The following is a 22,978-nucleotide window of genomic DNA, read 5'->3' on the forward strand; positions in this document are numbered from 1 at the left end:
AAAAGGGCCGCGATGGCGGCCCTGGCTGGGTTTATTTATCAAATTTACTGATTTGCTTAACGTCAATTTCGACGGAGTTCCAGTCTTTATCAACCTCGCCCCGAATCTCGACTTTATCTTGCGGAGTGACTGTTACGCCATTCCAGCGTTTATGGTCGATATCGACATTAATCGTGCCGGTATTATCTTTGAACAGATAGAGATCATCAGATATACGCTCTACGATATTACCGCGAAGCGTCACCCAGGTATCATCACGCATAGATTTTGCGGCTTCTACCGTTGTTACACTGCCGTCAGGACCCACAAAACCACCGGTCTGGCTTTTCGTTGTTGACGGGCCAGAAAAACCGCCCTGTTCAGCGGCCAGAACAGGCGCAGAGCATAGCGCCATCACGGTGAAAAGTGCTGCCAGTTTCTTCATCTTACTTTCTCCCTTTGATATCGCTTTCCAACCATTAAATAAGATAGTCCTTAACAACATCTTAAGGGGAAAAAAGAAAATTTTTTGCTGTACAGCTGGCGTTACAAGGCGTTTTACTTGGTGCCATTGAAGTTTGGTGCGGGAGTAGCGATGCGAATTTTACTTATCGAAGACGATCGTTTGATTGGCGACGGCATTAAAACGGGCTTAAGTAAAATGGGATTCAGTGTTGACTGGTTTACCGGGGGGCGCGAGGGCAAAGAGGCGCTTTATAGTGCCCCCTATGACGCAATCATTCTTGATCTGACCTTACCGGGTATAGATGGGCGCGATATTCTGCGGGAGTGGCGGGAAAACGGTAAACGGGAACCAGTACTGATTCTCACCGCTCGGGATGCGCTGGCTGAGCGGGTTGAAGGTCTGCGTCTGGGAGCTGATGACTATTTATGCAAGCCTTTTGCGCTGATTGAAGTCGCCGCTCGACTGGAAGCCCTGATCCGTCGAGCCAGCGGCCAGGCCAGCAATGAACTGCACCACGGAAAGGTCATTCTCGACCCGGGTAAAAGGGTTGCAACGCTTGCAGGCGAACCACTCCCCCTGAAGCCGAAAGAATTTGCCCTGCTGGAACTGTTGATGCGTAACGTCGGAAGGGTACTGCCACGTAAATTGATTGAAGAAAAACTCTATACCTGGGATGAAGAAGTGACCAGTAATGCCGTAGAAGTCCATATTCATCACCTGCGGCGTAAACTCGGCAGCGGGTTTATCCGCACTGTTCATGGTATTGGTTACACGTTAGGTGAGGCATGAAATTCACACAACGCCTTAGCCTGCGCATCAGGCTGACGCTTATTTTTTTAATTCTGGCTTCCATGACCTGGCTTGTTTCTGGCTTTATTGCCTGGAAGCTGACCGCTGATAACGTTGACGAGCTATTTGATACCCAACAAATGCTGTTTGCAAAACGGCTTATCGCATTAGATATCAATGAACTACGCGCTTCCGAGCGTATCGCACAAACACCCAAAAAATTCAAACATGGTCATATTGATGACGATGTGCTGGCTTTCGCTGTTTTCACCCGTGACGGAAAAATGGTGATGAATGATGGTGACAATGGGCGATACATTCCCTACAGCTATCATCGGGAAGGCTTTGATGATGGACAATTGACGAACGATGACGATAGCTGGCGTTTTATCTGGCTGACTTCTGCTGACGGAAAATACCGCATTGTGGTGGGTCAGGAGTGGGAATATCGGGAAGAGATGGCACTGGGGATTGTGCTGGCGCAATTAGTACCGTGGCTGGTGGCCCTGCCATTAATGCTGCTTATATTACTGTTTGCCCTCGGTCGTGAGCTGAAACCACTACAAAAAATAGCTGCGGCTCTGCGTTTGCGTGACCCGGAGTCTGCCCAACCACTCGACACAACCGGTGTACCATGCGAAGTACGTCCCCTGGTTGACTCACTAAACCAACTTTTTGCTCGTATACATACTGTTATGGTACGCGAGCGACGATTTACATCCGATGCCGCCCATGAACTGCGTAGCCCTTTAACAGCGCTAAAAGTGCAAACCGAAGTGGCGCAACTTTCCGTGGACGATCCGCAAGTCCGAGACAAAGCGCTGATGCAGCTGCATGAAGGGATCGAGCGTGCAACTCGTTTGGTGGATCAGTTGTTAACGCTTTCTCGTCTGGACTCACTGGACAATCTTCAGGATGTAGCAGAAATCTCTTTTGATGACCTGCTGCAATCAGCAGTAATGGATATTTACCATACCGCTCAACAGGCACAAATTGATGTACGTCTGGCACTCAACGCCCAGGGCATCATACGAACGGGGCAGCCTCTGCTGCTCAGCCTGCTGGTACGAAATTTGCTGGATAACGCGGTTCGCTATAGCCCACCGGGTAGCGTGGTGGAAGTCACCCTCAATACGCACAGTTTTACGGTGAAAGACAACGGCCCCGGCGTGTCAGAGGAAGCACTGGAGCATATTGGTGAACGCTTTTATCGCCCACCTGGACAAACAGCTACCGGCAGTGGGCTGGGGCTTTCGATTGTCCGCCGGATCGCCAGACTGCACGGCCTTCAGGTCACTTTTGGTAATGCGGAACAGGGTGGGTTTGAAGCGAAGGTGAGTTGGAAAACTTGAGATTTTTGCCAAATCTGCAAAAGACTTTGCACATTTTGCCAATTTTACCGACGCGCCAGCTGGCGTAATATGATCCTCAAACGTTTCTTTCGAGGATAAAAAATGAGCAATATTTTAATTATCAATGGGGCGAAGAAATTCGCTCACTCCAATGGTCAACTGAATGACACCCTGACCGAAGTCGCGGATGGCACGCTGCGCGACCTCGGACATGATGTCCGCATCGTTCGCGCCGAGAGCGACTACGATGTAAAAGCCGAAGTACAAAACTTTCTCTGGGCTGATGTGGTGATCTGGCAGATGCCAGGCTGGTGGATGGGCGCACCGTGGACGGTGAAGAAATATATCGATGATGTGTTCACCGAAGGTCACGGCACGCTGTATGCCAGCGATGGTCGTACTCGTAAAGATCCGTCGAAAAAATACGGCTCCGGCGGCCTGGTGCAGGGCAAAAAATATATGCTTTCCCTGACCTGGAACGCACCAATGGAAGCCTTCACAGAGAAAGACCAATTCTTCCATGGCGTCGGTGTGGATGGCGTTTACTTACCGTTCCATAAAGCTAACCAATTCCTGGGTATGGAGCCGCTGCCGACATTTATCGCCAATGACGTGATTAAAATGCCTGATGTTCCACGCTACGTAGAAGAATATCGCAAGCATCTTACAGAAATTTTTGCTTAACTAAGAGCCTGGATTAAGAAGGAGTTAACCATGCTTACAGTAATTGCTGAAATCCGTACTCGTCCTGGCCAACATCATCGCCAGGCTGTACTGGACCAGTTCGCAAAAATCGTTCCAGTGGTATTGCAGGAAGAAGGTTGTCACGGTTATGCGCCGATGGTGGATCATGCGGCAGGCGTTAGTTTTCAGACTGTCGCACCAGATTCCATCGTAATGATTGAGCAGTGGGAAAGCGTTGCCCATCTTGAAGCGCATCTGCAAACCTCGCATATGAAGGCGTACAACGAAGCCGTAAAAGGTGACGTACTGGAAACCAATATTCGTATTTTGCAGTCCGGGATTTAATCCTGATCGCTTTGCCCGGCCACTCTGACCGGGCAATGATCTTTTCTTTAAACTTCAATCTCCGCCATGTCGCCTTTTTCCTGTAACCAGTTGCGACGATCTTCTGAACGTTTTTTCGCCAGAAGCATATCCATGACGGCATCAGTACGCTGATCATCTTCATCATCGATAGTCAACTGCACCAGACGGCGAGTATTCGGATCAAGCGTGGTTTCGCGCAATTGCATCGGGTTCATTTCCCCCAGACCTTTAAAACGCTGAACGTTCGGCTTGCCTTTCTTGCGTTTTAATTGCTCGAGCACGCCCTCTTTCTCTTCTTCTGTCAGCGCGTAATAAACCTCTTTTCCAAGGTCAATACGGTAGAGCGGTGGCAGAGCAACGTAAACGTGACCGTGTTTCACCAACGTGCGGAAGTGTTTTACAAACAGTGCGCAAAGCAGCGTGGCAATGTGTAGACCATCGGAGTCCGCATCCGCGAGGATACAGATCTTACCGTAACGCAGCTGGCTGAGATCGTCACTATCAGGATCGATACCGATCGCTACCGAAATATCGTGCACTTCCTGCGAAGCAAGCACTTCATCAGAAGAGACTTCCCAGGTGTTAAGGATCTTACCTTTCAACGGCATGATCGCCTGATATTCACGATCGCGCGCCTGCTTGGCAGATCCGCCTGCGGAGTCACCTTCGACGAGGAACAGTTCGGTACGATTAAGATCCTGCGCAGTACAGTCAGCCAGTTTGCCAGGCAGTGCCGGGCCGCTGGTCAGCTTTTTACGCACAACCTTCTTCGCCGCACGCATACGACGCTGGGCGCTGGAGATCGCCATTTCTGCCAACAGCTCAGCCGCCTGCACGTTCTGGTTTAGCCACAAACTGAAGGCATCTTTCACCACGCCAGAAACAAACGCTGCACATTGACGTGACGAGAGACGTTCTTTGGTTTGCCCGGCAAACTGCGGGTCCTGCATTTTCACTGATAGCACGTAAGCGCAGCGATCCCAGATGTCTTCCGCCGACAACTTCACACCACGCGGCAGGATATTGCGGTATTCACAAAACTCACGCATCGCATCCAGAAGGCCCTGACGCAAACCATTAACATGGGTACCGCCCTGCATGGTGGGGATCAGGTTGACGTAGCTTTCTGTCAGCAGTTCTCCGCCTTCCGGCAACCATAACAATGCCCAGTCCACGGCTTCCGTTTCACCCGAAAAATTACCAATAAACGGTTTTTCCGGCAGTGTCGGTAAGCCATTTACCGCTTCCGCCAGGTAGTCATTCAGGCCGTCCTGATAGCACCAGCGTTGTTCGGTGTTGTTGATTTCATCTTTAAAGGTGATCTCAACACCAGGGCACAGTACCGCTTTGGCTTTCAGGACATGTGTCAGGCGCGAAACAGAAAAGCGTGGGCTGTCAAAGAAGGTTTCATCCGGCCAGAAGTGCACGCTGGTGCCGGTATTGCGTTTACCACAGTTGCCAACAACTTGCAGATCCTGCACCTTTTCGCCGTTCTCAAACGCGATGTTGTAGACCTGACCATCGCGTCGCACGTTAACTTCTACGCGTTTCGACAGGGCGTTAACCACCGAGATCCCCACGCCGTGAAGACCACCGGAGAACTGGTAGTTTTTGTTAGAAAACTTACCGCCCGCGTGCAGACGGCAGAGAATCAATTCGACCGCCGGCACACCCTCTTCCGGGTGAATATCCACCGGCATCCCACGACCATCGTCAATAACTTCTAACGACTGGTCAGCATGTAAAATTACGTCCACGCGTTTTGCGTGACCCGCCAGTGCTTCATCCACACTGTTATCAATAACTTCTTGCCCTAAATGGTTTGGGCGAGTGGTATCGGTATACATCCCCGGGCGGCGGCGTACCGGCTCAAGCCCGGTGAGTACCTCAATGGCATCAGCGTTATAAGTTTGCGTCATGGTTTAAGTTAGCAATTCGAGTTGATCGTCAGAAATTATGCAGTCCAAGAAAATCGACGATCGGGTTGAAATAATCTTCGAAGCCCGTGAATGCGTGGTTACCGCCTTCAATCACCGTCTGGCGGCAGGAGGCGTAATACGCAACTGCCTGGCGGTAATCCAGCACTTCATCTCCCGTCTGTTGCAGTAGCCAGATCAAATCTGGCGCCTCCAGCGGGTCAATCTGCATGACTTTAAGATCGTAAATATGGCGTGACTCTAGCACATATTGCTGCCCCGTGTAGGGGTTCTCGTTTTGACCAAGGTAGTCGGTCAGCAGCTCAAACGGCTTAACTGCCGGGTTTACCACCACCGCCGGTAGCATAAAACATTGCGACAACCAGGTCGCATAATATCCGCCTAAAGAGGAACCGACGATCCCCAGCGAATCGCCGCCATGCTCCAGAACGATTGACTCCAGCAGTTCAGCTGCATCGGAAGGATATGGCGGTAGCTGCGGAATAATCATCTCTACGTCAGGGTGATGTTCCGCCAGCCAGTTTTTCAACAAGCTCGCTTTCGCAGAACGCGGCGAACTGTTGAAACCGTGTAAATAAAGAAGCGTAGACATCAGTAGCCTTCTGAAGCGGTATCAGGTTGAAAGCGGGTATCTGACAAACGATGCACCTGCGTAGTCAACGTACCATCAGCGTGCAATTCCAGTGTACGCCAGCCCGGCGCAATGGTGTCCAGGGTAAAGTTGGAGCAGTGCGGTTTGAACTGTACGCAGGTTGATGGCGTTGCCAGCAGACGACGACCATTCCAGTCGAGATCCAGTTCCTGATGGATATGGCCGCATAGCAGGTATTTGACGTGGGGAAAATTCGCCAACACGTTATCTAACTCGCCCGCATTACGCAGGCTATGCTGATCAAGCCAGCTACAACCCGCAGGCAATGGATGGTGATGTAACAGCAGTAATGTGTGACGCTGCGGGGCATCTGCGAGTTTTTTCTCCAGCCATTCAAGCTGGAAATCACTCAGTTCGCCATGCGGCACGCCAAATACCTGGCTATCAAGCAACAGGATTTGCCAATGTTCACCAATAAATACGCGCTTCGCCGGAGAGATACCTGCATCCTGTAACGCGCTGTACATCGCGGGTTGAAAATCATGGTTGCCGGGCAACCAAACGCAAGGCGCACGGAAGCTTGCGATGCCTTCAGCAAAGTGCTGATAGGCCGCAGAGGTTTGATCCTGCGCCAAATCACCTGTTGCAACGATCAGATCGTATTCATGCTGTTGAGCATGAATCGCCTCCAGCACGGCCTGATAGCTTTCCCAGGTATTCACCCCCAACAGGGTTTCGTGCTTCTGCGCAAACAGGTGAGTATCGGTAATTTGTAAGATCCTTACAGTGGCCTCACCAGCCAAAGGAAGGGTTAACAGGCTTTCCAAATGGTGTCCTTAGGTTTCACGACGCTAATAAACCGGAATCGCCATCGCTCCATGTGCTAAACAGTATCTTAGCCAATCCGCTAAAAACTGATTAATTTGATGCTTTTCGTCGCGTTGATGCAACTTTTTATTGGGATAATCATACCGCGCTTTGAAGCGAAAAATCTGCTGACTCGAACACACTTCAGCCACCATCGCATCATGATACAGACGCACCGTCATTGACGGAAGACTCCAGTAACTGATTGCTGGCGCAGTCTGTTCTATTGTCACCAGCGTAGTGTATCGGGTCGATTCAACAATCGTTAGCCGATATTGTGCGTTTGCCACCTGATAGCTTACTGTTTCACCGGGTGCGTCGTTGCGCGGCAACAAACGGCGTAATTGCGAAAAGTTAGTCTCGCAAAGACGCATCATTTCAGGAAAGTCAGGTGTGTAACGCTTCATTATTTCCACTCGTTTTTTAACTCTTGATGATGCAGCTGCAACCATTGCAAAGCGATGACAGACGCTGCGTTGTCGATTTTCCCCTCTTCTACCCACTGGTATGCCTGTTCCCGGCTTACCACATGAACACGAATATCTTCGTTTTCATCTGCCAGACCGTGTATCCCACTGGCGGTCGTGGCGTCCACTTCCCCCACCATAATAGATGAGCGCTCGCTGGTGCCGCCGGGGCTTGCTAAAAAGCTTAACACCGGTTTGGTGCGTTTAACTTCCAGCCCCGCTTCTTCTATTGCTTCCCGGCGGGCAACATCTTCCACGCTTTCGCCTTCTTCAATCATCCCGGCAACCATTTCCAGTAACCACGGCGTTTCGCTGGTGTCGTATGCCGCAATTCGTATCTGCTCAACTAACACAACTTCATCGCGGACAGGGTCAAAGGGTAGCAAGACTGCAGCATGACCGCGCTCAAAAATTTCCCGGCGAACTTCCTGACTCATTTCCCCGTTGAATAGACGATGGCGAAATCTATAAAGATCTAATGAAAAAAAACCGCGATAAAGCGTTTCTCGTGCAATAATTTCTACATCATTTTTGCCAAAAGTTACGGGCTGACTGTCTGGCTTAAGCATGGTTAATGTCCTGGCACTAATAGTGAATAAAATGTGAATTTCAGCGACGTTTGACTGCTGTTTGAGCAGTCATGTGTTAAATTGATGCACATTAACGCCCGATGGCACTTAACGCCAACCTTTTGCGGTGGCGGGTTCTGCTAGAATCCGCAATAATTTTACAATTTGATCAGCGCTAAATACTGCTTCACCACAAGGAATGCAAATGAAGAAATTGCTCCCCATCCTTATCGGCCTGAGCCTGTCGGGGTTCAGTGCTTTAAGCCAGGCCGAGAACCTGATGCAAGTTTATCAGCAAGCACGCCTGAGCAACCCGGAATTGCGTAAGTCTGCCGCCGATCGTGACGCTGCATTCGAAAAAATTAATGAAGCGCGTAGCCCTTTACTCCCGCAACTGGGTTTAGGTGCCGATTATACCTACAGCAATGGCTACCGTGATGCGAACGGCATAAACTCTAACGCGACCAGTGCTTCCCTGCAGTTAACTCAATCCATTTTTGATATGTCGAAATGGCGTGCGTTAACGTTGCAGGAAAAAGCAGCCGGTATTCAGGACGTCACTTACCAGACCGATCAGCAAACGCTGATCCTCAACACGGCTACAGCCTATTTCAACGTGTTGAATGCGATTGACGTGCTTTCTTATACTCAGGCACAAAAAGAAGCGATCTATCGTCAGTTGGATCAAACGACTCAGCGTTTTAACGTGGGCCTGGTGGCGATCACCGATGTGCAGAACGCCCGTGCGCAGTACGATACTGTGCTGGCGAATGAAGTTACCGCACGTAATAACCTCGATAACGCTGTAGAGCAACTTCGTCAGATTACCGGTAATTACTACCCGGAACTGGCAGCGTTAAATATCGACAATTTCAAAACTGACAAGCCGCAGCCGGTCAATGCTCTGCTGAAAGAAGCCGAAAAACGTAACCTGTCACTGTTGCAGGCACGTTTGAGCCAGGACCTGGCCCGTGAGCAAATTCGTCAGGCACAAGACGGTCACTTACCGACTCTGGATTTAACGGCTTCTACCGGGATCTCTGACACATCTTATAGCGGTTCGAAAACCCGTGGTGCGAACAGCGCCCAATATGACGACAGCAATATGGGCCAGAATAAAGTTGGCCTGAGCTTCTCGCTACCGATTTATCAGGGCGGGATGGTTAACTCGCAGGTTAAACAGGCGCAGTACAACTTTGTCGGTGCCAGTGAGCAACTGGAAAGCGCACATCGTAGCGTCGTGCAAACCGTGCGTTCCTCCTTCAACAACATTAATGCCTCTATCAGTAGCATTAACGCTTACAAACAAGCAGTTGTCTCCGCCCAAAGCTCATTAGATGCGATGGAAGCGGGCTACTCGGTCGGTACGCGTACTATTGTTGATGTGTTGGATGCGACCACCACGCTGTACAACGCCAAGCAGCAACTGGCAAATGCACGTTATAACTACCTGATTAACCAGCTTAATATTAAGTCTGCACTGGGTACGTTAAACGAGCAGGATCTGATTGCGCTGAACAATGCGCTGAGCAAACCGGTTTCCACTAACCCGGAAAATGTTGCACCGCAAACGCCGGAACAAAATGCTATCGCTGATGGTTACGCGCCTGATAGCCCTGCACCAGTTGTTCAGCAAACATCTGTACGCACCAGCAACGGAAACAATCCTTTCCGTAACTGATGATGGCGGGGTTTCAGCCCCGCCTGAACGTAAGGCAACGTAAAGATGCGCCTGTTGTGGCGCATTCTTCATCCTTCTCGCTTCAATTTCGACCGACCATCCTCTATCCTGAGAAATATTTACCACTGGTCCCGGAAGACAAAAATGAAACGGACAAAATCCATACGTCACGCATCGTTCCGCAAAAACTGGAGCGCACGCCATTTGACACCTGTCGCTCTCGCTGTTGCCACTGTTTTTATGCTGGCGGGCTGTGAAAAGAGTGATGAGACAGTGTCTCTGTATCAAAACGCTGATGATTGTTCAGCTGCAAACCCAGGCAAAAGTGCAGAATGTACCACCGCGTACAACAATGCGCTGAAAGAAGCCGAACGTACTGCACCGAAATACGCCACCCGTGAAGACTGTGTTGCCGAATTTGGCGAAGGTCAGTGCCAGCAGGCACCTGCTCAGGCAGGTATGGCACCAGAAAATCAGGCGCAGGCCCAGCAATCCAGCGGTAGCTTCTGGATGCCGCTGATGGCAGGTTACATGATGGGGCGTCTGATGGGCGGCGGCGCTGGTTTTGCGCAGCAACCGCTGTTCTCCTCGAAGAACCCTGCCAGCCCGGCTTATGGTAAATATACCGACGCGACCGGTAAAAACTATGGCGCTGCCCAGCCAGGTCGCACCATGACCGTACCAAAAACGGCCATGGCACCGAAACCTGCAACGACCACGACGGTTACACGTGGTGGCTTTGGTGAGTCTGTTGCCAAACAGAGCACCATGCAACGTAGTGCAACGGGCTCGACTTCACGTTCGATGGGCGGCTAATTCAGATGGAAAGAGTCAGTATTACCGAACGCCCGGACTGGCGTGAAAAAGCCCATGAATACGGTTTTAATTTTCACACCATGTATGGTGAACCTTACTGGTGTGAAGATGCTTATTACAAACTCACTCTTGCCCAGGTTGAAAAACTGGAAGATGTGACGGCTGAACTGCACCAGATGTGCCTGAAAGTGGTGGAAAAAGTGATCGCCAGCGATGAGCTGATGACTAAATTCCGCATTCCAAAACACACCTGGAGTTTTGTGCGCCAGTCATGGCTGACTCACCAGCCATCGCTTTATTCGCGTCTTGATCTGGCGTGGGATGGCACAGGCGAACCTAAGCTTCTGGAGAATAACGCTGATACGCCAACTTCTCTGTATGAAGCGGCATTCTTTCAGTGGATCTGGCTGGAAGACCAGCTTAACGCTGGCAACCTGCCGGAAGGCTGTGACCAGTTCAATAGCCTGCAAGAGAAGTTGATAGAGCGCTTTGCCGAGTTACGGGAGCAATATGGATTCCAGTTGCTGCATCTGACCTGTTGCCGCGATACGGTGGAAGACCGGGGAACCATTCAATATCTGCAGGATTGTGCAGCTGAAGCAGACATCGCTACCGAATTTCTCTATATCGAAGATATTGGTCTGGGCGAGAAAGGTCAGTTCACGGATTTGCAGGATCAGGTTATCTCTAACCTGTTTAAGCTCTATCCGTGGGAATATATGCTACGTGAAATGTTCTCTACCAAGCTGGAAGATGCTGGCGTACGTTGGCTGGAACCGGCATGGAAGAGCATAATCTCCAACAAGGCGCTTCTGCCGCTGCTGTGGGAGATGTTCCCAAATCACCCGAACCTGCTGCCAGCCTACTTTGCGGAAGATGATCACCCGCAAATGGATAAATTTGTCGTTAAACCTATTTTCTCTCGTGAAGGGGCGAACGTCTCTATCATTGAAAATGGCAAAACGATCGAGTCGGTAGAAGGTCCATACGGTGAAGAAGGAATGATTGTTCAGCAATTCCATCCTCTGCCGAAATTTGGCGATAGTTATATGCTAATTGGCAGTTGGCTGATTAATGATCAACCTGCTGGCATTGGTATTCGGGAAGACCGGGCGCTGATTACTCAAGATTTGTCCCGTTTCTATCCCCACATTTTTGTCGAATAAAGGCACTCCTCTACTGACACAGCATATACAGCTTGAAGTATGAAGACCAAAGTTGCCCTGATTATCAGGGCAACGTCATATATTGCAGAAATGATAACTCCACTCAATATATCTCAGCATACATATCTCACTTTTATTTAACATTAATAAACAATTTAATGTCAATTTGTCATATGCAACCATTTTCGCAATTAAAACAACTCAAGAACTCATCGTTTATCATATTGATTTAATTGACAAAAACACATCACAAACAAATTGGCAATTACTGTAATAATTAAAAAACATTGTTATTTTGATCACACTAAACAATATTGAATATTGTTCTTGAAATAGTGCCAACCTACTATCCTCTGAAAATAAAAATATGTTTCAGCAATACGCAAACCATTAAAAAAAAGAAAAGAGTATTGCTTTTCATTATAAACACTCATTCATTCACAAAAACTATTAATTCGCTCCAACTAAACAGTAGATATTCATAATTATTATATATTTTGCGTTATATAAGGAGATATATCCATGTTTGATAAATATAGAAAAACACTGGTAGCCGGCACAGTGGCATTAACCTTAGGTTTGTCTGCAACAGGCGTGATGGCTGCTGGTTTTAAACCTGCACCTCCTGCCGGGCAGCTAGGTGCTGTAATCGTCGATCCCTACGGCAATGCTCCTCTTACCGCACTGGTTGATTTAGACAGCCATGTCATTTCTGATGTAAAAGTTACCGTACACGGCAAGGGCGAAAAAGGTGTACCAATTACCTATACCGTAGGTAAAGAGTCGCTGAAAACTTATGACGGTGTACCGATTTTTGGTCTGTACCAAAAATTTGCTAACAAAGTGACCGTAGAGTGGAAAGAAAATGGCAAAGCCATGAAAGATGATTATGTTGTGCATACTTCTGCCATCGTAAACAATTATATGGATAGCCGCTCACTGACCGACCTGCAAACGACTAAAGTCGTTAAAGTCGCTCCAGGCTTTGAAGACCGTCTATACCTCGTTAATACCCATACCTTTACCGCTCAAGGTTCTGATCTCCACTGGCACGGTGAAAAAGATAAAAACGCGGGCATCCTTGATGCAGGTCCGGCAACGGGTGCACTACCATTTGATATCGCACCGTTTACCTTCATTGTTGATACCGAAGGTGAATATCGCTGGTGGCTGGATCAAGACACCTTCTACGATGGACGCGACCGTAACATCAACAAACGTGGTTATCTGATGGGTATCCGTGAAACACCACGTGGCACCTTTACCGCCGTTCAGGGCCAGCACTGGTATGAGTTCGATATGATGGGCCAGGTGCTGGAAGACCACAAATTACCTCGTGGTTACGCTGATGCTACCCATGAATCTGTAGAAACACCAAATGGCACTGTGTTGCTGCGTGTTGGCAAGAGCAACTATCGTCGTGATGACGGCGTACACGTAACTACCATTCGTGATCATATTCTTGAAGTTGATAAGTCAGGTCGTGTTGTCGATGTGTGGGATCTGACAAAAATTCTGGATCCGAAGCGTGATGCTCTGCTCGGTGCGCTGGATGCTGGTGCCGTTTGTGTAAACGTAGACCTGAACCATGCAGGCCAACAAGCAAAACTGGAGCCTGATACTCCGTTCGGTGATGCATTAGGTGTAGGTCCTGGCCGTAACTGGGCACACGTCAACTCCATTGCTTATGATGCTAAAGACGACTCAATCATCCTCTCCTCCCGTCACCAGGGTGTTGTGAAAATTGGTCGTGATAAACAAGTTAAATGGATCCTGGCACCAAGCAAAGGCTGGGAAAAACCGCTGGCCAGCAAACTGCTGAAACCTGTTGACGCCAACGGTAAACCAATCACTTGTGATGAAAACGGTAAGTGCGAAAACTCCGATTTCGACTTTACCTATACCCAGCATACCGCATGGATTTCCAGCAAAGGTACACTCACCATCTTTGATAACGGTGACGGTCGCCACCTGGAACAACCAGCCTTACCGACCATGAAATATTCACGTTTTGTTGAATATAAGATTGATGAGAAGAAAGGCACCGTCCAGCAGGTTTGGGAATACGGTAAAGAGCGCGGCTACGACTTCTATAGCCCGATCACTTCTATCATCGAATATCAGGCTGACCGCGACACCATGTTCGGCTTTGGTGGTTCAATTCACCTGTTCGACGTCGGCCAGCCGACAGTCGGTAAGCTGAATGAAATCGATTACAAAACCAAAGAGGTCAAAGTGGAAATCGACGTGATGTCTGATAAAGCTAACCAGACTCATTACCGTGCACTGTTAGTACGTCCACAACAGATGTTTAAATAATCAGAGGGAACATAAATGTCAAAAAAATGGATTTCATCACTGTTTAAAAGCGTGCTGTTGACCGCTGCGCTGGCAGTGCCTTTTACCGCTTCTGCTTTCACCGAAGGCACGGATTATATGGTTCTGGAAAAACCAATTCCGAATGCTGATAAAACGCTGATCAAAGTGTTCAGCTACGCGTGCCCATTCTGCTACAAGTACGACAAAGCAGTTACTGGCCCGGTATCTGAGAAAGTGAAAGATCTGGTCGCCTTTACCCCTTTCCATCTGGAAACCAAAGGTGAATACGGCAAACAAGCGAGCGAAGTCTTTGCCGTATTGATTGCTAAAGACCAGGCAGCAGGTATCTCTCTGTTTGATGCAAAATCGCAGTTTAAGAAAGCCAAATTTGCTTACTACGCAGCTTATCACGACAAAAAAGAGCGCTGGTCTGACGGTAAAGATCCGGCAGCCTTTATCAAAACAGGTCTTGACGCTGCAGGTATGAGCCAGGCTGATTTTGAAGCTGCTCTGAAAGAGCCAGCTGTTCAGGAAACACTGGAAAAATGGAAAGCATCTTACGATGTTGCCAAAATCCAGGGTGTTCCGGCATATGTTGTTAATGGTAAATACTTGATTTACACCAAGAGCATCAAATCCATTGACACTATGGCTGACCTTATCCGTGAGTTAGCAAGCAAATAACAGGGAAACAGGCTATGGGTATCAAGGGAATGTGGAAAGACCTTCGCACTTCACCGGTAGACACTCTGGTGAGATGGCAAGAGCAACGCTTCTTATGGTTGTTAATGGCTGTTGCGATGGGCGCGCTGATTATCCTGGCGCACTCTTTCTTCCAGATCTATCTCTACATGGCGCCGTGTGAACAGTGTGTTTACATCCGCTACGCCATGTTTGTGATGGTTATTGGAGGATTGGTTGCGGCGATCAACCCGAAAAACATCGTCCTCAAGCTGATTGGATGCGTTATGGCATTCTACGGCAGTATTATGGGACTTAAGTTTTCGTTCAAACTGAATGATATCCACCACGCGGTGCATAACCCGGATCCGGATTCACTGTTTGGCGTACAGGGTTGCTCGACCGATCCAACTTTCCCCTTTAACCTGCCGCTGGCACAGTGGGCGCCGAACTGGTTTAAACCTACCGGGGATTGTGGTTATGACGCCCCCATCGTTCCCGATGGCGTCACACTGAGCAGTACTCAGCAATGGTTTGTTGACCTTTATCAGCAATCCGAAGGTTGGTATCTGCTGCCGCCGTGGCACTTTATGAACATGGCTCAGTCTTGTATGTTGGCGTTTGGTCTCTGCCTGTTACTGCTGCTGGTAATGAGTGGTGCATGGGGACTTAAGCTGGTAAGAAGGTAAGTAATGCAAACCGAAGCCAGGCTTCTGGCTTCGGTTTTATTCATTGCTTAGCCAATCTGTACTGACAACATACTCAGGCTTCCCATTTCAATCCCCTCTACCGGAATCGTCACTGCTTCTTCTCCATCCCAGCTTCCCAGCATATACAGTAATGGCAGGTAATGTTCTGGCGTCGGATTAGATAAAACACCACTTTCATGTTCGAGATAATTTACCAACGGATGCTCTGCTGTTGGCCCTTTCCATGTCAGATTGGCTTTCACAAAATCACTGAACGATACCGCCCATGGATAAGGTGATTCATCGCCATGCCATTTGGCAGTTCGCAGATTATGAACCACATTACCGCTGGCAATCAGCATAATTCCTTCGTCACGCAATGCAGCCAACTTACGCCCTATTTCAAAATGCCATGCAGCAGGTTTCGTGCTATCGATACTCAATTGCACCATCGGGATATCGGCATTTGGGTACATTTTTATCAGCACGCCCCAGGAACCATGGTCAAATCCCCATGCCTCAAGGTCAAGCGTAACAGGAGTCGGAGCCAGCAGCTCTACCAATTGCTGTGCCAGTGCAGGCGAACCGGGGGCGGGATAATGAGTTTCGTAAAGTGCCTGGGGAAAACCACCAAAGTCATGGATTGTCGGCGGCATTTCCATCGCGGTAACTCCCGTTCCACGAGTAAACCAGTGTGCTGAAACAACGACTATGGCTTTCGGACGTGGCAATGTCTCCCCCAGACGCTGCCATGCCTGGGTGTAGCGATTATTCTGTAAAACGTTCATTGGACTACCGTGTCCCAAAAACAAAGCTGGCATACGCGTTGAAGACATGATGATATCCTTCACTAAAGGTGTCATTTGTGATGTCTTCACCATACGCTGTTTCGGAAAATGAAGAACCCGGATAACAATGATGATCATTATCAGTTATTTTGAAGGTCAGCCGGGCAGCAGATTTATAAGGAGTTTTTTATGTCAGTACCTCTGATTCTGACCTTACTGGCGGGTGCCGCCACCTTTATTGGCGCATTTTTGGCTGTACTTGGTCAAAAACCTTCTAACCGAGTACTGGCCTTCTCGCTGGGATTCGCCGCAGGTATTATGCTGTTGATCTCTTTAATGGAGATGCTTCCTGCTGCCCTTGCAGTAGAAGGTATGTCGCCAGTATTGGGCTACGGTATGTTTATCATTGGCTTGCTGGGCTACTTTGGTCTAGACCGGATGCTTCCGCACGCCCATCCACAGGATTTAATGCAAAAAACGCAGCAACCTCTGCCGAAATCCATTCGACGTACTGCAATTCTATTAACGCTGGGTATCAGCCTGCATAACTTCCCGGAAGGTATTGCCACATTCGTAACAGCCAGCAGTAACCTTGAGTTGGGTATGGGGATTGCTCTTGCAGTGGCTTTACATAATATTCCTGAAGGGCTGGCAGTTGCCGGACCCGTTTATGCTGCTACAGGTTCTAAACGAACAGCGATTTTCTGGGCAGGCATTTCAGGTATGGCGGAAATTCTCGGTGGCGTACTGGCATGGCTAATTCTAGGCAGTCTGATTTCACCAGTAGTAATGGCTGCCGTAATGGCGGCGGTAGCAGGAATTATGGTGGCACTATCTGTTGATGAGCTAATGCCACTGGCAAAAGAGATAGATCCTAATAATAACCCCAGCTATGGCGTGTTATGCGGGATGTCAGTAATGGGTCTAAGCCTTGTTGTTTTGCAAACCGCAGGCATAGGTTAAACACCACAGATGCAGATGTTGCCCAGTCCAGTGGGCAACATCTGAATATGAAGACAGAAATGTTATTATGACTTTTCGGACAACTCTTCGCCATTGCGATGTTCTAACTTACTACGACCAGCCAGCAGAGCATCTCTGTCTTGCCGAAAGGCTTTGCAGTAACGCTTAAGATGAAGAAAATAGCCGCCAACTAACAGAACGATTAATACAATCCAGTACCAGGCAATAAACATCCTTTTCACCTTCAAAATTTAACAATACTATACATTTAGCGTTAAAATTTCACATATTCATCGTTGAATATATTCATATACTCGCATAATTACCAGACAATTATATGATTTCGATCATAGGAAATGATATATAACTCACCAAAATAGCTTAAAAATCAACCAGAAAAATCATTAATTTATATCCGCCAAATAAATATCATCAAAATAAATAAATCGACATTAACCTAAGTTATAAAGGCAAAGGATTTTTAACCATTATCATTTAAAAACATTGAGTTCAGTATTTACAGGCACTTATAATCAATTATGACCTATCAGGAAAATCATTCATTCATAAAATATATATAAATTATCAATTTTATATCAGTTACAAGACTGCATTATGATGAATAACCATTTAATCATATACAGCTTAAATATAATTTAAGTTTTTCTAAATTACATTTAAGCAAAAATAACAAGCCAGACCAGTTGTATTCATGGTAATGTTACAACCGGAATTAATATCAGATTCGACTCTATATTGTTTCCTCATCCCAAGCATTTCCTAATTTATAAAGGATTATAGTAATGTTTAAAAAAACGCTCCTCTCTGTTGTTGCAACCGCACTATTATCTGGCGTTGCTTTTAACGCGCTTGCTGATGACCCTAATCAGGGTTCCGGTAAAATAACGTTCAAAGGTGAAGTTATCGATGCACCTTGTTCTATTGCTCCAGGTGATGAAGATCAGACAATTAACCTCGGTGAAGTTGCTAATACTGTATTAAAAAGCGGACAGAAATCTCTGCCTGTAGATGTCACCATTCATTTGCAGGATTGTATTTTATCTGACGGTACTAACACTGTTGATAAAGTCAAAATCACCTTTAGTTCTGCCAGTGTTGACTCTACCGACTCCAGCCTGCTTAAAAACACACTGGAAGGTAACATCGGCGGTGCAACTGATGTCGGCGTACGTCTGGTGAAATCAGACAACACCAACGTGACTCTTGGTACCCCAATCACCATCGACTTCCCGACGACTAATTCCTACCAGGAGTTGAACTTTAAAGCCCGTATGGAATCTCTGGGACGTACCGCGACCCCAGGTAATGTGCAGGCACAGGCTAATTACGTACTCGACTACAAGTAATCGGCAGTTAATACCCACACAACACCAGGCGGTAAAGCCGATGAAATTTCATCGGCAACTTTGGGTCTTTTTAGAAATGGATTTTTATGAACAATAAAAACACGTTTACCCGGGACAGATTATCCCATGCAATTAAAAATGCCCTGTCTGGCGTTGTGTGTTCGCTACTCTTCGTTTTGCCAGTCCACGCAGTAGAATTCAACGTCGATATGATTGACGCAGAAGACCGCGAGAATATTGATATCTCTCGTTTTGAGAAAAAAGGCTACATAACCCCAGGTAAATATCTGGTCCGTGTGCAAATCAATAAAAATATATTACCGAAAGCATTAATACTGGAGTGGGTAAAAGCAGATAATGAAAGCGGTTCATTACTCTGCTTAACTAGAGAAAATTTAATTAATTTTGGCCTGCACACAGACTTTATTGAATCATTACAAAGCACTGCTGGAAGCGAGTGTCTCGATTTAAGTCAACGACAGGAATTATCTGTACGGCTAGATAAATCTACGATGATATTATCACTTAGCATTCCCCAGGCATGGTTGAAATACCAGGCAACAAACTGGACGCCGCCAGAATTTTGGGATGACGGTATCACCGGATTTATCCTCGACTATAACGTATACGCCAGCCAGTACGATCCACATCACGGAGACAGCACCCAGAATATCAGTTCCTACGGTACTTTAGGTTTCAACCTCGGTGCATGGCGTTTGCGTAGCGATTATCAATACAATCAGAATTTTGCTGATGGCCGCTCGGTAAACCACGATAGCGAATTTGCGCGAAATTATCTGTTTCGCCCGATTCCCTCATGGTCGTCAAAATTCACCATGGGACAGTACGACCTGAGTTCCAATCTTTACGATACCTTCCATTTTACTGGCGCATCACTGGAAAGTGATGAAAGTATGCTGCCGCCAGATCTACAGGGTTATGCGCCGCAAATCACCGGCATCGCGCAGACCAACGCCAAAGTGACTGTAGCACAAAATGGTCGTGTACTTTATCAGACCACTGTTGCGCCTGGGCCGTTTAACATTTCTGATTTGGGCCAGTCGTTCCAGGGTCAACTGGATGTCACTGTTGAAGAAGAAGATGGCCGTACCAATACCTTTCAGGTCGGTTCCGCTTCCATCCCCTATTTAACCCGTAAAGGGCAAGTACGCTACAAAACGTCGCTGGGAAAACCAACATCTGTCGGACATAACGATATTAATAACCCATTTTTCTGGACGGCAGAAGCCTCCTGGGGCTGGCTGAACAATGTGTCGCTCTATGGCGGCGGCATGTTCACTGCGGATGATTACCAGGCGATCACCACTGGCATCGGTTTTAACCTCAATCAATTTGGTTCGCTTTCTTTCGATGTCACCGGAGCTGATGCCTCTTTACAGCGACAAAATAGGGACAATTTGCGTGGTTACAGCTATCGGTTTAACTATGCGAAACATTTCGAGTCAACGGGGAGTCAGATTACTTTTGCAGGGTATCGCTTCTCAGATAAAGATTACGTATCGATGGGTGAGTATCTCTCCTCGAGAAATGGTGATGATTCCATTGATAACGAGAAAGAAAATTATGTTATTTCCCTGAACCAGTACTTTGAGACGTTGGAGATGAACTCTTATCTTAACGTTACACGTAATACCTACTGGGACAGCCCTAGCAATACCAACTACTCGATATCAGTAAGCAAAAACTTTGATATTGGCGATTTCAAAGGCATTTCCGCATCGCTGGCGGTGAGTCGTATTCGCTGGGATGATGACGAGGAAAATCAGTATTACTTCTCTTTCTCTCTGCCGTTACAGCAAAGTCGCAACATCTCCTACAGTATGCAGCGCACGGATGGCAGTAACACCTCGCAAATGATTTCCTGGTATGACTCGTCGGATCGCAACAATGTCTGGAATATTTCTGCGTCAGCAACGGACGACAATATTCGCGATGGCGAACCAACGTTGCGCGGCAGCTACCAGCACTATTCACCATGGGGCCGTCTGAACATTAACGGCAGCGTGCAGCCGAATCAGTACAATTCTGTTACCGCAGGCTGGTACGGTTCACTTACCGCTACGCGTCATGGGGTCGCTCTTCACGATTATAGCTACGGCGATAACGCTCGCATGATGGTCGATACCGCAGGGATCTCCGGCGTTGAAATCAACTCTAACCGTACCGTTACCAACGGGCTGGGCATTGCCGTTGTACCTTCGTTATCGAACTACACCACCTCCATGTTACGGGTGAACAATAACGATCTACCAGAAGGTGTTGATGTCGAAAACTCGGTTATTCGCACCACGCTCACCCAGGGTGCCATCGGCTACGCAAAACTGAATGCCACCACCGGTTACCAAATCGTCGGCGTTATCCGCCAGGAAAATGGTCGCTTTCCACCACTGGGGGTGAATGTCACGGATAAAGCGACAGGTAAAGATGTGGGCCTGGTGGCGGAAGATGGCTTTGTTTATCTCAGCGGGATTCAGGAAAACAGCACCCTGCGTTTAACCTGGGGTGATAACTCCTGCGAAATTACCCCCCCTAACCAAAGTAACATCAGCGAAAGTGCCATTATTTTGCCTTGTAAAACAGTCAACTAATTCAGGATGAATAAAATGAAATCGCTATTAACCGCAACAGGAATGATTTGTTTACTGGGGATCTGCAACTTCGCCCAGGCGACAGTCTCCCCCGACAGGACGCGCATCATTTTTAATGCTTCGAATAAAAGTGCAACGGTTCGCCTGACCAACCAAAGTAAAATCGATCCTTATCTGGCTCAGTCGTGGATTGAGGATGCCAGCGGTAAAAAAACGCGCGATTTCATATCAACGCTTCCCCCAATGGAGCGTATCGAGGCCAATGAGCAAGTGCAAATTCGCCTTATGGCGTTAGCATCGCTAAATAACTTACCACAAGACAGGGAAACTGTATTTTATTATAACGTGCGAGAAATTCCGCCGCGCGCCAAAGAACAGAACGTGATGCAAATCGCTATGCAAAGTCGTCTGAAATTATTCTGGCGCCCAAAGGCTATTGAATTAAAAGATGGTGAGGCAGTTCCAGTTCAGAAAGTGACTGTCGCACGTTCAGCTAACGGTCTTACACTCAATAATCCAACCCCTTATCACATCACTGTTGGGTATATCGGAACTAACGGCAAGACATTAATGCCCGGAACAGACAGCATTATGGTTACCCCTTTTGGGACAGCAACTCAGCAAATTAAAAATCTTCCTGCGACCTTCCTGCTGGGTTTTGTGGGGGATTACGGCGGGCTGGAAATGTTCAAAATTGACTGTAATTCCGTTCAGTCACTCTGCCAAACTTCACCTGCGAAAAAGGGGAAATTATGATCATGCATTTTCGCCTACTAGCAATATTGTGCCTGTTTTTTAATGTTTCTTCTTATGCTGTCGATTGCTATCAGAATGAACGCTTTGGTAATATCGAAATAAACAAACCTATGCCTGCGTTTAAAGTACCACAAGATGCTAAGCCTGGTCAGAAAATTTGGGAAAGCGATGATATTGCTACAACAGTTTTTTGCAACAGGGCCGTCAATTGGTCAGAAAGCAATCCATATGAAAATGTACATGCTTGGATAAAAATAGCAGAGTTCAATGATCCCTCTGTGATAAACAATCCATATTTAACATTTGGTGTAACATATAATGGCCAGGATTACGAAGGAAACAATCAGGGCATTGATACAGGATATTGTCTGGATAGATCAAGCCCATATCAGATTGTGACTAACACATGTACTAATACTGGTGTCCTCCAAAAAGAGATCACCTTCAATGCTCGATTTCGCTTGTATGTAAAACTTAAGCAATACCCCCCAAAGGACACGATATTTAACTTTAGCTCTGTCAATATATTGCAATTCGATGGTTCACAAGGAGCAAACACCGATAATAGAGCCAAAAATTTACACGCCAATATTACAGGACTCAACAATATTTCTTTTCTTGATTGTAGTGTAGATATTCGTATTTTCCCTGAAAGTCAAATCGTTAATTTTGGACGTATTGACCCGAGTACGATAGTAACTATACCACCAACAGCTACATTTGATGTTTCAACAATTCGGAATGCCACAGCCAATTGTACTGAGCAATTTGATGTTGCCACCAGTTTTTATACGACAGATACGTTACATGATGATACGCATCTGGAAATGGGTAATGGTTTGTTGATGCGTATTACTGATCAAAAAACACAAGAAGATATTAAGTTTAACCAGTACAAACTCTTCACCACATATATTCCAGGTCAGGCTGGAGCCATCGTTACTCGTGATTACCAGGCTGAACTTTCACAAAAACCTGGGGATACTCTCGTTTATGGTCCCTTCCAAAAAGATCTCATCGTAAAAATAAACTATAACTAAACAGCAAAATGCCGGGAACACCCCGGCATTTTCAT

General features: G+C 47.3%; 23 protein-coding genes. 15 read left to right on the plus strand and 8 right to left on the minus strand.

What is annotated here, in order from left to right; all coding sequences use genetic code 11:
- Positions 1 to 31: 31 nt before the first annotated feature.
- Complete coding sequence (locus EFER_RS14935; RefSeq protein WP_000731634.1) at positions 32 to 424, minus strand: YgiW/YdeI family stress tolerance OB fold protein; 393 nt, start codon at positions 422 to 424, stop codon at positions 32 to 34.
- Between the two features lie 150 nt (positions 425 to 574).
- Here EFER_RS14935 and qseB point away from each other — a divergent pair, with 150 nt between their 5' ends.
- From qseB to EFER_RS14955, 4 genes are all read left to right on the plus strand, one after another.
- Complete coding sequence (qseB, locus tag EFER_RS14940) at positions 575 to 1,234, plus strand: quorum sensing response regulator transcription factor QseB (RefSeq protein WP_015953711.1); 660 nt, start codon at positions 575 to 577, stop codon at positions 1,232 to 1,234.
- Positions 1,231 to 2,586, plus strand: a complete 1,356-nt coding sequence (gene qseC / locus EFER_RS14945) for a quorum sensing histidine kinase QseC (protein ID WP_000673330.1) — start codon at positions 1,231 to 1,233, stop codon at positions 2,584 to 2,586. The genes qseB and qseC overlap by 4 nt, the downstream gene beginning before the upstream one ends.
- A 102-nt stretch (positions 2,587 to 2,688) precedes the next feature.
- Positions 2,689 to 3,270, plus strand: a complete 582-nt coding sequence (mdaB, locus tag EFER_RS14950) for an NADPH:quinone oxidoreductase MdaB (RefSeq protein ID WP_000065442.1) — start codon at positions 2,689 to 2,691, stop codon at positions 3,268 to 3,270.
- Positions 3,271 to 3,300: 30 nt separating this feature from the next.
- The gene (locus tag EFER_RS14955; protein ID WP_000958606.1) at positions 3,301 to 3,615 is read left to right on the plus strand and encodes a putative quinol monooxygenase; all 315 of its coding nucleotides are present in this window, start codon (positions 3,301 to 3,303) and stop codon (positions 3,613 to 3,615) included.
- Between the two features lie 47 nt (positions 3,616 to 3,662).
- Here the strand turns inward: EFER_RS14955 and parE are convergent, their stop codons facing one another.
- The 5 genes from parE to nudF are packed head-to-tail and all read right to left on the minus strand — an operon-like array spanning position 3,663 to position 8,068.
- Complete coding sequence (gene parE, locus EFER_RS14960) at positions 3,663 to 5,555, minus strand: DNA topoisomerase IV subunit B (protein ID WP_000195289.1); 1,893 nt, start codon at positions 5,553 to 5,555, stop codon at positions 3,663 to 3,665.
- A gap of 28 nt (positions 5,556 to 5,583) precedes the next feature.
- Positions 5,584 to 6,165, minus strand: a complete 582-nt coding sequence (gene yqiA, locus EFER_RS14965) for an esterase YqiA (RefSeq protein WP_000105732.1) — start codon at positions 6,163 to 6,165, stop codon at positions 5,584 to 5,586.
- A complete protein-coding gene (gene cpdA, locus EFER_RS14970) occupies positions 6,165 to 6,992 on the minus strand; it encodes a 3',5'-cyclic-AMP phosphodiesterase (protein ID WP_000444764.1) in 828 nt (275 codons plus the stop codon). The genes yqiA and cpdA overlap by 1 nt, the downstream gene beginning before the upstream one ends.
- A gap of 24 nt (positions 6,993 to 7,016) precedes the next feature.
- A complete protein-coding gene (locus tag EFER_RS14975) occupies positions 7,017 to 7,439 on the minus strand; it encodes a DUF1249 family protein (RefSeq protein ID WP_000833402.1) in 423 nt (140 codons plus the stop codon).
- The gene (gene nudF / locus EFER_RS14980) at positions 7,439 to 8,068 is read right to left on the minus strand and encodes an ADP-ribose diphosphatase (RefSeq protein ID WP_000917196.1); all 630 of its coding nucleotides are present in this window, start codon (positions 8,066 to 8,068) and stop codon (positions 7,439 to 7,441) included. Before nudF ends, EFER_RS14975 begins: the two co-directional genes overlap by 1 nt.
- Before the next feature lie 205 nt (positions 8,069 to 8,273).
- Between nudF and tolC the strand changes: the two genes are divergently transcribed.
- From tolC to dsbI, 6 genes are all read left to right on the plus strand, one after another.
- Positions 8,274 to 9,749 (plus strand): outer membrane channel protein TolC, encoded by a 1,476-nt coding sequence (gene tolC, locus EFER_RS14985; RefSeq protein ID WP_000735267.1) that lies wholly within the window; start codon positions 8,274 to 8,276, stop codon positions 9,747 to 9,749.
- A gap of 144 nt (positions 9,750 to 9,893) precedes the next feature.
- Positions 9,894 to 10,565: a DUF1190 family protein gene (locus tag EFER_RS14995; protein ID WP_000831540.1), complete on the plus strand. Its 672-nt coding sequence runs from the start codon at positions 9,894 to 9,896 to the stop codon at positions 10,563 to 10,565.
- Positions 10,566 to 10,570: 5 nt separating this feature from the next.
- Entirely contained in the window at positions 10,571 to 11,731 is a 1,161-nt protein-coding gene (locus EFER_RS15000) for a glutathionylspermidine synthase family protein (RefSeq protein ID WP_000442842.1), read from the plus strand.
- 522 nt (positions 11,732 to 12,253) lie between these two features.
- Positions 12,254 to 14,050: an aryl-sulfate sulfotransferase gene (locus tag EFER_RS15005; RefSeq protein WP_000459875.1), complete on the plus strand. Its 1,797-nt coding sequence runs from the start codon at positions 12,254 to 12,256 to the stop codon at positions 14,048 to 14,050.
- A gap of 15 nt (positions 14,051 to 14,065) precedes the next feature.
- Entirely contained in the window at positions 14,066 to 14,734 is a 669-nt protein-coding gene (locus tag EFER_RS15010; RefSeq protein ID WP_000039664.1) for a thiol:disulfide interchange protein DsbA/DsbL, read from the plus strand.
- 14 nt (positions 14,735 to 14,748) lie between these two features.
- Positions 14,749 to 15,420 (plus strand): protein-disulfide oxidoreductase DsbI, encoded by a 672-nt coding sequence (gene dsbI, locus EFER_RS15015; RefSeq protein ID WP_000511503.1) that lies wholly within the window; start codon positions 14,749 to 14,751, stop codon positions 15,418 to 15,420.
- A gap of 47 nt (positions 15,421 to 15,467) precedes the next feature.
- Here the strand turns inward: dsbI and ygiD are convergent, their stop codons facing one another.
- Positions 15,468 to 16,256, minus strand: a complete 789-nt coding sequence (gene ygiD, locus EFER_RS15020; RefSeq protein WP_000099704.1) for a 4,5-DOPA-extradiol-dioxygenase — start codon at positions 16,254 to 16,256, stop codon at positions 15,468 to 15,470.
- A gap of 141 nt (positions 16,257 to 16,397) precedes the next feature.
- Between ygiD and zupT the strand changes: the two genes are divergently transcribed.
- Positions 16,398 to 17,171 carry a zinc transporter ZupT gene (gene zupT / locus EFER_RS15025; RefSeq protein WP_000115867.1) on the plus strand — a complete coding sequence of 258 codons (774 nt, stop codon included), beginning with the start codon at positions 16,398 to 16,400 and terminating at the stop codon, positions 17,169 to 17,171.
- A 65-nt stretch (positions 17,172 to 17,236) separates the two neighbouring features.
- Here zupT and EFER_RS24465 read toward each other — a convergent pair whose 3' ends face one another.
- Positions 17,237 to 17,404 carry a hypothetical protein gene (locus EFER_RS24465; protein ID WP_002431356.1) on the minus strand — a complete coding sequence of 56 codons (168 nt, stop codon included), beginning with the start codon at positions 17,402 to 17,404 and terminating at the stop codon, positions 17,237 to 17,239.
- 570 nt (positions 17,405 to 17,974) lie between these two features.
- On the opposite strand from EFER_RS24465, the gene EFER_RS15035 reads away from it, so the two are divergent.
- The 4 genes from EFER_RS15035 (at position 17,975) to EFER_RS15050 (ending at position 22,943) form a co-directional block, all read left to right on the plus strand.
- The gene (locus EFER_RS15035; RefSeq protein WP_000475131.1) at positions 17,975 to 18,538 is read left to right on the plus strand and encodes a fimbrial-like protein; all 564 of its coding nucleotides are present in this window, start codon (positions 17,975 to 17,977) and stop codon (positions 18,536 to 18,538) included.
- Between the two features lie 86 nt (positions 18,539 to 18,624).
- Positions 18,625 to 21,147 (plus strand): fimbria/pilus outer membrane usher protein, encoded by a 2,523-nt coding sequence (locus EFER_RS15040; protein WP_001060695.1) that lies wholly within the window; start codon positions 18,625 to 18,627, stop codon positions 21,145 to 21,147.
- Positions 21,148 to 21,162: 15 nt separating this feature from the next.
- Positions 21,163 to 21,903 carry a fimbrial biogenesis chaperone gene (locus EFER_RS15045; RefSeq protein ID WP_000838774.1) on the plus strand — a complete coding sequence of 247 codons (741 nt, stop codon included), beginning with the start codon at positions 21,163 to 21,165 and terminating at the stop codon, positions 21,901 to 21,903.
- Positions 21,900 to 22,943, plus strand: coding sequence for a hypothetical protein (locus tag EFER_RS15050; protein WP_000605302.1), 1,044 nt, complete (start codon positions 21,900 to 21,902; stop codon positions 22,941 to 22,943). The genes EFER_RS15045 and EFER_RS15050 overlap by 4 nt, the downstream gene beginning before the upstream one ends.
- Positions 22,944 to 22,978: the final 35 nt, after the last annotated feature.

It is taken from the genome of Escherichia fergusonii ATCC 35469 (genome assembly GCF_000026225.1).
In the GTDB taxonomy this organism is placed as follows: domain Bacteria; phylum Pseudomonadota; class Gammaproteobacteria; order Enterobacterales; family Enterobacteriaceae; genus Escherichia; species Escherichia fergusonii.